Raw genomic sequence first — 12,266 nt, forward strand, 5'->3', positions numbered from 1 at the left:
GGTAGCGCGCTCTTGTCAGCGAGTGGCGGCGCTAGCAAACTGTTATATCTGAAGCGTCCGCGTGAAAGGTGAAGGCAATGCAAAAGAAGCAGTTGTTCGCCGATAGACTCCTCGCCCAGATGCCATCGCTCAGGGCGCTGAGGTGCTTCGTCACGGCGGCGCGATACGAGAGCTTCACGCAGGCCGCGGAAGTGCTGTGCGTGACGCAGGCCGCGATCAGCCGGCAAATCAAGGAACTCGAGGATTCGCTCGATGTTGCGCTGTTCGAGCGCACGGGAAGACACATCGCGCTGACCGACGCAGGACGCATTCTCTACAACGCGTCGTATCTGTCGATCATGAACATCGCGGAAGCCGCGGAGGCCGTTCGCCGGTCCGACAGGCACGCGCTGACCGTTTGCGTCTCGCATACGTTTTCCGCATTATGGTTGTCGTTCAGATTGCCTCAGTTCCGCAAACGGTATCCGGATATCAAGCTGCACGTGATGGTCACCGAGCATTTCATGGAGATCGACGGGCTGATGGAACCTGACGTCATCATCACCAAGATTCCGCCGCGCGAGGCTGAGTATGAAGTGGAGCCGCTCTTTCACGACGTGGTGTATCCGGTGTGCAGTCCGTCGTTTCGCGAGCGCCGTTTTCACGGCAAGTCGCTGAAGCCGCTGGATCTGCTCTCGCATCCGACGTTGAATCTATCGTTGCTGGGACGAGCGCAGGTTTGCGAGCACGTCGACTGGCGCGTGTGGCGCAACTGGTTTCAGCACAGCGACGGCTCCGACATGCTCGTCGAAAACGACCATCTGGAAAGCAACGACTATCGGCTGCTCGTCGCCCAGGCCGAAGCGGGCGAGGGCACGCTGCTCGGCTGGCATCACCTGGTGCATCGCCAGGTTGAATTGGGACAGTTGGTCCGACCGGTCCAGGATGCGCTCGTATTCAACGACCGCTATCACTATCTGATCACGCGCAAGAACGCCAAGGTTCGCCCCGAGTATCTGCAGTTCCGCGAGTGGCTCTGCGAGGAAGTCGGAGCGATGATGCGCGAATGGGCTAGCACCGGAGCAGAGGAAAAGATTCGATGACGCTACGGGCTGCGCCTCGTAGTGTCAACCGCCCTCGGCGCACCGAGGGCGAACGGTATAACGCTCGGTGAGCGTCGACACTGCGCTCAGACCGGCGTTGTCTGAGTGGGCACGACGGTAGGCTGAATCGGCTCCGCGGTCGGTTGCGCGGGACCCGCTCCCACTTGCGCTTGCACATTGCCTAAGTAGCTACCGGCATACCCCTTCGCCACGGTCAGCGGCGCATTGACGGTTGCCGTCGTCGCCTTTTCCATCACCTTCTTGGTGATGCCGTCGGACATCGAGTCGAACTTGACCTTATGCCCACCGATGCCGTCCAATGCTTCGCCCACGCTGCCGAGTCCGCCTTCCGCCATCGACTGCGTGAAGTTGAAGATGCCCGGCGTCGGATTACCTTCCAATCTCGACTTCATATTGTTCATCGCGCTAACGGCATAGTATTGCGCTGCCTGAACAGGCATGTTCATGCCCACGGTCGCAGCCTTTTCAATCAGCGTTTTGGCGAGACCGTCGCGCATGGCAATCTTCGCCTCCGGCCCGGCGATGTCGCCCACGGCTTGGGCCGCCATACTCAGGCCCGCTTCTTCGAGCGCCTTCTTCAGGTTACCTCCGTCGAGCACCGTGCGGGCAACGTTCATCGCTTGTGATTCGCCCTCGAGCACTGCCGATCCCATGTCCGCCAACTCGCCGATACCCGGAATGAAGCTGAGTGCGCCGAGCGCCGTCGCGCCCCAGTCGAGCACCATCGATCCGATCTTCAGCCCTTCGTCGAGTGCATGCATCAGTGCGCCGCCGTTGTGTTTCGGCGTCTTGATGTTCGGCTGATCGGCGGTTCCCATCATCATGTCGGCTACGGCATCCTGATCGGCGGCCGTTTTTGGTGCGTGCGTCACCGGCTTTTGCACTGTCCGGTTGGCCTCGGACATGTTGTCGTAGAAGTGCTTGAAGTCATCGTTGCTGATGTTGCCCGAATCGACCGTATGCCCGCCGCCGAAATCGAAGAACCCGTGATGGGTTTTGTAGCCCGTGATCGAGTTGTTGAGCACGCCGAACAGCAATGGGTCCGAAAGCAACTGAGACGCGGCTTGCTTGACCTTCGGATCGAGGCTCTTGTCGTTGACCATGCTCGTGAGTTTGTCGCGCGTGAGGTCGCCGTCGCCGAAGAAGGCCTTCTGATTCTTGTTGATGGTGTCGAGCGTATTCAATTCGTCCTGCGTCATGTGCATCGACGATGACGCGGCTTGCAGAAAATCAGCCGTGCTCATCTCGTCGTTGCCGCCGGACACTTGCTTCCATTGATCCGGGTGGTCGATGAAGTATTTGGCGGCCGCAATGACCTGGGGCGGCGTCTTTCCGGTCTTCGCGTCGCCGTCCACGATCTGCTTGAAATCGGCCAAGCCCAGATTCTTCGGCAAATTGTCGGAATAGCGATAGAGCTCTCGCATGGCATCGCTTTCCGTCATTTCCGACGGTTGAACGTTTCCGGTGGCGTCGGATGGGACGTAATTCTGCTCGTAACTGCTCGCCTGATCCTCTTTGAACGACGCGACCTGCTGGTGGTTGGCCGAGAAACTCGAGAGGTCGCCAGCCTTGATTTTTCCGCCGCACCGGCCATCGCCTTGCGAACCGATCGCATAGAACAGCTGCGGGTCGTTCTGCAATCCCTGGATCGCGGCCTTCAGGTCCGGCGGGGTGGAAGGATCGTTGGCCTTGTCCTGCAGCGATCCCCAGCTCAGTGGGCATTGATCCTTGTGACGGTCGAGCACGGATACGATTTGCAACTCGGTGTCGCTCAGCGTCCCGCTGTTCCAGGTCAGATTCGAAGACCCGGGTGGCGCGTTTTCCATGATCTTCTGTGCGGACAGGCCGCCGAAAACACCGCCGCCGTGCCCGGATGCAATGTTGTCCAGCAACGCCTTGTAGGCTGCACTCGAGTCGGCCTGCGGATTGGCTGATGGGTCGGCCGGCACTTGGCCGTCGGGCTGTGCCGCCTGAGCGGCCTGGCTGTCTTGACCGCGTGACTTTTTGTCGTCGGATTCACTATCGCTGCCTACGAGCGTGCCCAGGGAGTTGGACAGCATCTTCTCCAACTCCGTGTAGACGTTTTGCAGCACGGGATCCGATACTTGGCCGGCAACGCCGGCGCCGATAAACGCAGCGCCGCCGGCGGCCGCTCCGGCGGCCCCCGAGCCGAGCAGTCCTTGGCCCGAAGAGCGTCGCTTCGTCGTCCCGTCAGAAGAGGGCGACGTTGGAAGCTCGGATGTTCGATTCGACGAGGAGGTATGACTCAAGGGCATGGGGAGCCTCTTCTGTTCAAGGTTGAGACCGTGACGGAACTCCGCGCGCGTGGCGCTCATGCGGGTCGCAGCGCGTAGCCCGGGGAAACGCAGTCGGCGTGGACAGACAACAACCGGTTCAGCAAGAGCGTAGAGCGCGCCTGCGCGTTTTCAGGCAAATGCTGGCGAAAACGAGTCGCCACCCACGAAATGAACGAGTGCGACCGCTATGAACGGCGAGGGAAGCCCTTGGTCAGAGGACGACGCGCAGCATGGAGAACACGCCCATCACCGCGATGGAATCGACGCAGCAATGCGGTCAGCCAACTGCCCAAGAGCGCGGCTCAACGATGCCGCCTGGCTCGCCGCGTTGCTGTCCGGCATCTCTACGGAAAGCGTGGCCTGCCGTGTCAGCACCACGCGATCGGGGCGCCCCGTCGATAACGTCCAGGCGGCCTGCATCCTCAATGTCTTGCTCGTATCGATTTCGAGATCGAGGACGGTCACTACGAGCGCGCGTGTCTCGGTCGGTGCGGGCGAGTCCGGCAGCACGAACGAGCCTTCGGGCAAGCGCGATAGAAGATCCTCCGCGAGCGTGCGGCGCATCATGCGCGCAAGCGGCGCGCCCCAGCGGGTACCTTCATCGACCGACAATTGGTTCCCCGATATCTGCGTGACGACTTCGGGCCGGTCGAGTTCGCCGGGAATATGCAGGGCGGTGAGCTGCACCGGCTCGATTCGGCCGGTGGCGAGCGGCGTCGCAGCTGGCGCTGCGCTCAGCGTCACGTAGCGCATGGGCGGGCTATGACTGCAGCCGGCGATCGTCATGGCACCCGCGAGCGACGAACCGATGACGATCGCCGCCAGCCGCATCGCGTTCGTCCGCGGCAAGCGGCGCCTTGTCCGGTTTCCGGCAGTGCGTGTCATGGTGTTTTCTCCTGCCTGCCCCGAACGAGCGCCTCGGGATGCCGATCGAGATAATCGGCCAATGCGCGAATCGAGCGTGCGGCGTCGGTGAGCTCGCGCAATGCCGCCGGCAGATCGTTCTGGCTCGTCGCATCGCCTCCGAGCGTATGGTTGGCCGCGGCGGCGGCCTGATCGGCGGAGTTCGCCACATCGCGCAGCTGCGCCACCAGCGGAGCGACTTGCGGCGATACCTGCTGCAACGTGCGATCGATCTGCGTGACCGCGCGATCGATATGCTCGAGCGAGTCGCCGATGCGCGGCGATGAACTCAGGGCATCGATGTGTGCCGCGATGCTGCGCACGCGCTCGCCCGTTTCCTTGATGGGAAGGCTGTCCATTTTGTCGACGATGTCATTCGCTTTGGACGCGATCGTATCCATGTCGGCGGACGCGACGCTCGGGATCACGGGTGTGCCGTTATCGAGCGCCAGTGTGGCGGCGGGTGCGTTCGCCACGAAATCGAGGCCGACCTTGCGAGGTCCGACGAGCGGTGGGTCCTGTGTGAGCCGTGCACGCAAGCCCTGGGCGATGAGGCGCCGCAGCATGCCGTCCACCGCGGGCCGCCAATCGCCGTTGGCCGGCGGCGGAGAACCGACGATGCCGAGCGCGGACGGATCGAGTGCGATCTGCACCGGTGTATCCAATGCACCGGTCGCGGCGTCGTAGCGCAAGTGCACATCGACGACGGTACCCACCTGGAAGCCGCGCAACTCAACGGCGGCCCCGTCTTTGAGCGCACCCGCCGCGCCTTCGAAGCGAACGGCGTAGGTGACGATGGGGCCGTGCCGCGGGGGCAGGGCAGGCCGGCTATCGTCGCCGACGAAGTGAGTCGTTGGCTTGCCAGGCCCGGGCTCCATGACGATTTCAGGCCCGGCCAAGAGCGCCTTGAGCGAGGCGAGATCGTCGATATCGGGTTTCGCGCCGCGCAGAAAAAATCGGGTGCCGCTGAGCAGATACCGCTTTTCGGCGTGATCGATCTTGAGCGTCGCTTCGACGTGCTGCCCGTCAGGTGCGAGGGTGACGTCCGAGACGTTGCCGACTTTGACGCCCCTTAGCGTGACGTCCGTATCGTCCGCCTTCATTCCATATGCATTGGCGAATGTCACCGTGACGGTCTCGCCTTCCTGAACCAGCGCACGCACGCCGAGCCAGATCGATACGCCCAGCGCGGCGATCGGCACTGCCCAGATCCAACCGGGCCAAGCGCTGCGCCGGACGTCGGCCTGCGTACGCCTCGATTTCGGCCTGTTCACGGACGCTTCCTATCGCGAACATCCCACATCATCCGCGGATCGAACGCGCGCGATGCCGCCATCGTCAACAGCACGACGAGCGCGAAGGCCGTGGCGCCTATCGCGGGACTCGCCGAGGCAATGCCATCGAAGTGAATCAACGGAACGAACGCCGCGATCGTGAAGACGTCGACGTTCGACCATCGTCCCAACTCGTCGATCCAGTGATAGATGTGGGTCTTCAGACGCAGATGCTTATGCGAGCGGCGTCTCACCGAACCGATGAACCAGGCCATTCCAGCGACTTTGGCGACCGGAATGACGATGCTCGTGCAAAAGATCAAAATGCCGAACGGCCAAAGGCCGACATGAAAGAGTTGGTAGACGCCGTCGATGATTCGATGGGACATGTGCCGGCCGAATTGCGTCGAAGCTGTCATCGGATAGAGATTCGCGGGCACTGTCAGGACGAGCGCGGCCAACGATAGCGCGCTTGCCCGCACGAGCGCATCCGTTTTGCGCGTATTGAGCTTCAATCCGCATCGGGGACACCGGTGGCCGACCTGTGAAGCCGGTTGAACGAGGTCGCATGCGAGGCAGGACACCACGGGCCCATCCCCCGCCGGTTCGCGTTCCGGGGCGATGGCTCGCCAGACGGTTCTCCGATCGAGCAACGCGCGCGTGACCATCGACAAGAGGGCGGCGGCAATGAAACAGTAGCCGCCGGCGCCGATTCTGCCGGTAAGATTCTGTGTCACGCGGGCGTATCCGACGAAGCACCCAACGAGGTAGACGTCGGGCATGGCCCAGACGTCGAGCGCCAACGTCCAACGGAAAAGCCGGCCAATGCCCCTGAAGCGTCGTCCCGCGTACACCGCAGCGAGCACGAGCGCGAGGCCGCCGAAACGCACGAACGGCAAAACGATGCCGAACATGCCGAGCAACAGGGCGAGCAACACCCAACCGTCGTCCCACATTGCCGCGATGCCGGACGCAAGGACGGAAGAGTGCTGAGTACCGAGTATTTGGACGGTCATCAGCGGCGCGAAATTGGCGGGCAGTAACAGAATAAACGTGGTCGCGGTGCAAGCCAGCGCTGCTTGCGTGCTACGTCCGCTGCGACGCTCGAGCGGATAATGGCAGACTCTGCACCGTGCGACCGAGCGCGCGTCGAGCGGCGAGAGATCCGCGAGCGTGCCGCATTCCGGGCAACCGATCGTCATGGCATTTCGCCCTCACTCTACGTCTCCGGGGTCCGGGAGAAAATAACAATGGCTCCCACGTGAGTAGCATGGTTCGTTCCCGGTGCGGATGTGAGGGCGCACGCGAGGCCCGGCGCGCCGATAGCGCGTTTTGCGCGCAACTATTGCGGCGGCGTAACGCTCAATCGGCGATCGCCTTCGCCTCGATATCGGCCTCTTGCGTTTGCAGCAGCGGGGTGCGCGCGAATACATCGGCGACCCAGTCGGCAAAGATCCTGATCTTGCGCGGCAGATGCCGATTGCGCGGATACATGATCGAGATGGGCCGGGGCGGACAGGGGTAGTCTTTAAGAATTTCGCATAGCGCGCCGCTCTGGATATAAGGCCAAAGCGGGAAGACCGCGCCTTTGAGAATACCCAAACCATGCAGGCCGCATGTCACGTACGCATCGACTTCATTGACTGCGATCATGCTGCGCATGTCGATCGTCTCGATCCTGTCTCCAACGAGGAAATCCCAGCTTCTTATGCGGCCGGTGTTGCTCGAGACATAGTTGACGGCGACATGTTCGCGTAGCGCTTCCAGCGTTTTCGGCTCGCCGAATTTCTCGAGATACGACGGCGCGGCACAGGTGATGCGCGGCAGATTGCCGAGGCGCCTCGCGACGAGTCCTGAATCCTCGAGCTCGCCGGTGCGAATCACACAGTCCACACCTTCTTCAATGACATCGACTTGCCGATCGCTGAGTCCCATTTCCACCTGGATGTCGGGATAGAGCGCAAAGAACTCGGGCAGTGCCGGAATGATCGCAGTCTTCGCGATCAACGACGGCAGATTGACCTTGATCCTGCCTTGCGGATTGAGCTTCGCGTGCGTGAGTTCGGCCTCCATTTCGTCGACTTCGGCCAGCACGCGCAGGCAACGTTCGTAATAAGCCTCGCCGTCTTCGGTGAGGCTGATGCTGCGCGTCGTGCGATTGAGAAGCCGTGCGCCGAGATGCGCTTCGAGCGCCGCGACCATTCTCGATACTTGCGGGGTGGCAAGCTGCAGCGATTCCCCTGCTTTGACGAAGCTGCGCGATTCGACCACGCGCGTAAACACTTTCATTGCCGCAAAGCGATCCATGGCGGCATCCTCCGATCGTTGTTGGAACAGCGAAACCGTTGCCCGCCCGGCGGTCATTGTTCTGTCAGGCGCACCAGTGAATTCTGGAATCGACTATTTATCCGCTGATTGAGCCCTTCTAAACTGATTCTACCTGCTGCAGATCGACATTCGCAGCGACGTATCGCACAACTTTTTGGAGCTCATCATGAAAGCATTGATCAAGGCAGCCGCGGTTGCCCTCGCATTGGCCGTACCGGCCCTTTCGTTCGCGCAATCGGATAATCAACCGCTCACGCGCGCTCAAGTACGCGCCGACCTCGAGCGCGCCATGAAGGCCGGCTTCAACCCGTCGGACCGTATGCATTATCCGGAGAATATTCAGGCTGCGCAGGCGCGTATCGCCGCCGAGAATGCCTCGCGGCAAGCGGCTGCCCAAGCCAATACGAGCGGCGTCGGCGGCGCAGTCAATGCCGCGGAATCGGGCCATGCCGCTGAAGGATCCGTGAGCTCGTATTCGCCGCCGATCTACAAACGGTATTGAGCGTCGCGTGCGGCGCCGAGCCGCTGAATTGCCCGGTGGTTTTTGCCCAGACGTTTGTCTGGGCTTTTTTGTTCATGGGCGGCGAGACATCGAGAGTTTGCTTGCCGTAGCCGCAAGCATCGCGGTGACCTCGTCGAGCGAAGGGGCGACGTAGCTGTCGATACGACGCATATAGGGACTCGTCAGCGAGGCGATGGCCTGACCCGACGGTCCGAGAATCGGAAACGTGACGTCCGTGACGCCGAACGTCTGAGCGCTCTCCTTACGCAGATGCCCCTGCGCGCGGATCGCTTCGAACATCGTTGCGAGCTCGTTCGACGAGCGTGCGATCTCGCCTTTTACGCGAGTGTGCTCGGCGAGCATGCGCGCGCGTTCATCCTCGGTTTGAAAGGCAAGCATGACTTGCCCCGATGCCGTATCGACGAGACCGACGCGCGAGCCCAGGCGAATCGACAATCCCCATGTGCCGGGACCGTCCACTTGCGCGATGACGAGCAGATTGCCCCGATCGTAGACGGTCAGATGACACGACTGCTCGGCGGTATCGGCGAAGCGCTGCATTTCGGGCACGGCCTCGGTCAGGAAGCGGTGCATCGGAGGGTGGCGGTGCGCCAGCGCAAAAAGCTTCAGGCTCAGCGTATAGCGGTCGCCGCCCGGCGAGCGCATGACGTATTGGCGGGCGACGAGGCGTTCGAGCATCCGGTAAATCTCGCTCGCATTGCGGCCCAGCGCTTTCATGATCTCGGCCCGCGTCAGTCCCTCTTTTTGTTCCGACAGCAGCTCGAGTATGTCCAGGCCCTTGTCGAGCGCAGGCGCACGGTAGCGCTCGGCTTCGTCGGCGGCTGAAATATCGGTGGCCTCGTCGGCCGCGGTCGCGTTTTTCTCGGACTTCAATTGATCTGCCCTCGGGCGAAGGTTAGGGAAAACACCGGTCATCGCGGTGCTTGCGGTCAATCATCCGTATATGAATAATACATTCATCAATGAACTTGGTGACGGACGCGGACCGGGAACGGTGCGCGCGGCTGCCCCCGCAGGATAACCAAGCCGCCGACGAGCGGAGCAAAAGATGCCGGTCGATCTGCCGGCTGTTGCGTCGCACCGACGCTCAACGAGGAGGAGACGATGGCGTACGGTCCGGCGTTGGCGCGAAGCGGCGATGTGCAAGGCCATTCGCTGCACCTCGGGAGCGCGGCTGCCGGCGTCGCTGCCGTGCCCGTTGTGGACGTGCGCGGCGTGGTCAAGCGCTTCGGCGCCACGACGGCGCTGGCCGGCGTGGACCTTGCCGTCATGCCGGGCGAAGTGCATGCGCTCGTTGGCCGCAACGGCGCGGGCAAATCGACGCTCGTTTCGCTGCTCGCGGGGCTGGCGCGGCCCGACGCCGGGCAGATCCGTTTCGCGGGCGAGCCTGCGCCCGGCCTCGCCGGGCGCAGCCCGGGTTGCCCGAGCGTCGCTTGCGTTCACCAGCACTCGACGGCAATTCGCGAGCTGTCCATCGCTGAAAACCTGTTCCTCAATCGGCAGCCGTACGCGCGCGGCGCGATCGACTGGCGCACGATGCGGTGCGAGGCCCGTGCATTGCTCGACCGCTGGCATATCGATGTGCACGAGGACACCCGCTGCGCGGAGCTCGACGCACCGGCGCTTCAACTCGTCGAAATCGCGCGGGCTTTGTCGCATGGCGCCCGTCTGATCGTGCTCGACGAGCCGACCGCCCAGCTCGATCGGGGCGAGATCCGGCGGCTGTTCAGTCGCATCGAGGCGATGCGGCGCGAAGGTGCGACGTTTCTGTTCATCTCGCATCGATTGCAGGAGGTCTACGACATCTGCCAGATGGTGACGGTATTGCGCGATGGGCGGCGTGTGCTGACGGCGCCTGTCGAGGGACTGCCGCGCGAGACCCTCATCGATGCGATGACAGGCGAGACAGGAGGCGATGGCATCGCCGACATCGGCATGCGAAAGATGCCGACTGCCGAACCGCTCGCGTTGGAAGTGGCGGGGCTCGCGGGCACGGATTTCGATGCTGTTTCGTTCGCGGTTCGACGCGGTGAGGTCGTCGGTCTGGTCGGAGCGTCGACGAGCGGGCGCGTGGAACTCGCCGAGGCGATCGCCGGCCTGCGCAAGCCGCGCTCGGGCGCGGTCCGCGTTCACGCACGAGGCGGGGCGGGTGCAATCACGCTTCCCTACGGCGATGTCGAGGCCGCGCTCGATGCGGGTGTGGGCTGCATGCCGAAGGCGCGCCACCGCGAAGGTCTCGTGCCGGGCCAATCGATCGCCGAGAACGTGACGATGACACTGGCTCGACGGCTCGGCCCCTGGGGCATCGTGCGCGATGCCGTCAAAAGCCGGCTGGGCGCCGAGGCCATTGCGTCGCTCGGCATCGTTGCGCGCGGGCCGCAGGTGCCAGTGGCGACGCTCTCCAGCGGCAACCGGCAAAAAGTCGTCATGGCGCGCGCGCTGGCGACGAATCCCGATGTGCTCGTACTCGTCGATCCGACGCTTGGCGTCGACGTGAAGTCGAAAGAGATATTGCTCGCCCAGATCGACCTCGCCCGCGACGCCGGCCGCGCGGTGATCGTCTCGAGCGGCGAGCTCGACGATCTGCGCAGCTGCGACCGCGTATTCGCGATGTTCCGTGGCCGCATCGTCAAAACGTTTCCGGCCTTCTGGGCCGACCGTGAACTGATTGCAGCAATCGAAGGAGTCGATCTTGATGAAGCCTAGTCTGTCCGGCGCCGCCGTCGAAGTCCGCGCGGCCGGGTTCCCGTTTTCGACGGGGCAGCCCCGCCCGTCGCCCGTACGCTGGGAAGTGGCGCGCCGGCGCGAAGTGGCGCGCTTCTCAGCGCTTGCGCTGCTCGTCGCGATAGGCGCGCTCCTCAATCCCGATTTCCTCACGCGCGCGAATCTCGTCAACCTGCTCGGTGCAACGTCAGCCTTGGCGCTCGTCGTGCTTGCCGAGTCGCTGATCGTGCTCGTCGGGCAGTTCGACTTGTCGCTCGAGTCGACCTTCGGACTGGCCCCGGCGGTCGGCGTCATGCTCGTCATGTCAGCCGGTTCCGGCGGCCCGGGCTGGGCGTGGCCCGCGGCGGCGCTTGCGGTCATTGTGGCCGTGGGTGCCATGATCGGCTGGATCAACGGACTGCTCGTCGTCAGACTGCGCCTGAACGCTTTCGTCGCGACGCTTGCGATGCTGATCGTATTGCGCGGCGTGCTGGCCGGTGTGACGCGAGGGGGGGCCACGTTCGCGCTGCCCCCGTCGCTTCACACGCTCGCGGCGGCGAGTGCGCTCGGGCTGCCAATTTCGGTGTGGTTCGCCGCCGCATCGTTCGCCGCGGCTGCGTTCATACTGCGCTATCACCGGCTGGGCCGCGCCCTTTACGCGATAGGCGGCAGCCGCGAGGCGGCGCGCGCGGCGGGCATTCGCGTCGAGCGTATCGTATGGGGTGTGTTCGTGACCGGCGGGGTCCTTGCGGCCGTCGGCGGTATGGCGGCCGTGGGCTACGGCGGTGCGATCGACGCGAGCGGTGGCGGCGGCATGATCTTCACCGTCGTCGCCGCCGCGGTCATTGGCGGGATCTCGCTCGATGGTGGCAAAGGGTCGATACTGGGTGCGCTCGCGGGCGCAATGCTACTGGGCGTAGCGCAGAATCTGCTGACGCTTGCGCATGTGCCGTCGTTCTGGGTTCAAGCGATTTGCGGTGCGGTGATCCTTGCCGCGCTGATGTTGACGAAACGGGCCGGCGGTGACGCATGACGACGATGACTTCTCCGACATTCGATCCCCGCCTGATTCTGCTCGCGCCGGAGGACAACTGCGTGATCGCCGCGACGACGCTCGAAGCCGGTACGGCGCTCG

The 12,266-nt window shown here is 63.3% G+C and carries 10 protein-coding genes; 4 read left to right on the forward strand and 6 right to left on the reverse strand.

Annotated elements, in window-relative coordinates; genetic code table 11:
- Positions 1–77 precede the first annotated feature (77 nt).
- Positions 78–1,082 (forward strand): LysR substrate-binding domain-containing protein, encoded by a 1,005-nt coding sequence (locus VGL01_RS19730; protein WP_331572308.1) that lies wholly within the window; start codon positions 78–80, stop codon positions 1,080–1,082.
- An 86-nt stretch (positions 1,083–1,168) separates the two neighbouring features.
- On the opposite strand, the gene VGL01_RS19735 is transcribed toward VGL01_RS19730, so the two are convergent.
- The 5 genes from VGL01_RS19735 to VGL01_RS19755 form a co-directional block, all read right to left on the reverse strand.
- Complete coding sequence (locus VGL01_RS19735; protein ID WP_331572310.1) at positions 1,169–3,163, reverse strand: HrpF/NolX family T3SS translocon protein; 1,995 nt, start codon at positions 3,161–3,163, stop codon at positions 1,169–1,171.
- Positions 3,164–3,646: 483 nt separating this feature from the next.
- Positions 3,647–4,285, reverse strand: a complete 639-nt coding sequence (locus tag VGL01_RS19740; protein WP_331572312.1) for a PqiC family protein — start codon at positions 4,283–4,285, stop codon at positions 3,647–3,649.
- Positions 4,282–5,577, reverse strand: coding sequence for an MlaD family protein (locus VGL01_RS19745; protein ID WP_331572314.1), 1,296 nt, complete (start codon positions 5,575–5,577; stop codon positions 4,282–4,284). Before VGL01_RS19745 ends, VGL01_RS19740 begins: the two co-directional genes overlap by 4 nt.
- Positions 5,574–6,779: a paraquat-inducible protein A gene (locus VGL01_RS19750; RefSeq protein WP_331572316.1), complete on the reverse strand. Its 1,206-nt coding sequence runs from the start codon at positions 6,777–6,779 to the stop codon at positions 5,574–5,576. The genes VGL01_RS19745 and VGL01_RS19750 overlap by 4 nt, the downstream gene beginning before the upstream one ends.
- Before the next feature lie 160 nt (positions 6,780–6,939).
- Positions 6,940–7,884 carry a LysR family transcriptional regulator gene (locus tag VGL01_RS19755; protein WP_331572318.1) on the reverse strand — a complete coding sequence of 315 codons (945 nt, stop codon included), beginning with the start codon at positions 7,882–7,884 and terminating at the stop codon, positions 6,940–6,942.
- A gap of 187 nt (positions 7,885–8,071) precedes the next feature.
- Between VGL01_RS19755 and VGL01_RS19760 the strand changes: the two genes are divergently transcribed.
- Positions 8,072–8,407 carry a DUF4148 domain-containing protein gene (locus VGL01_RS19760; RefSeq protein WP_331572320.1) on the forward strand — a complete coding sequence of 112 codons (336 nt, stop codon included), beginning with the start codon at positions 8,072–8,074 and terminating at the stop codon, positions 8,405–8,407.
- 72 nt (positions 8,408–8,479) lie between these two features.
- On the opposite strand, the gene VGL01_RS19765 is transcribed toward VGL01_RS19760, so the two are convergent.
- Positions 8,480–9,343 carry an IclR family transcriptional regulator gene (locus VGL01_RS19765; RefSeq protein ID WP_414720306.1) on the reverse strand — a complete coding sequence of 288 codons (864 nt, stop codon included), beginning with the start codon at positions 9,341–9,343 and terminating at the stop codon, positions 8,480–8,482.
- A gap of 189 nt (positions 9,344–9,532) precedes the next feature.
- Here VGL01_RS19765 and VGL01_RS19770 point away from each other — a divergent pair, with 189 nt between their 5' ends.
- The gene (locus VGL01_RS19770; protein WP_331572325.1) at positions 9,533–11,134 is read left to right on the forward strand and encodes a sugar ABC transporter ATP-binding protein; all 1,602 of its coding nucleotides are present in this window, start codon (positions 9,533–9,535) and stop codon (positions 11,132–11,134) included.
- The gene (locus tag VGL01_RS19775; RefSeq protein ID WP_414720304.1) at positions 11,124–12,164 is read left to right on the forward strand and encodes an ABC transporter permease; all 1,041 of its coding nucleotides are present in this window, start codon (positions 11,124–11,126) and stop codon (positions 12,162–12,164) included. The genes VGL01_RS19770 and VGL01_RS19775 overlap by 11 nt, the downstream gene beginning before the upstream one ends.
- The last annotated feature ends 102 nt before the right edge of the window (positions 12,165–12,266 follow it).

Origin of the sequence: Trinickia sp. (assembly GCF_036503415.1) — a bacterium.
GTDB lineage: Bacteria > Pseudomonadota > Gammaproteobacteria > Burkholderiales > Burkholderiaceae > Trinickia.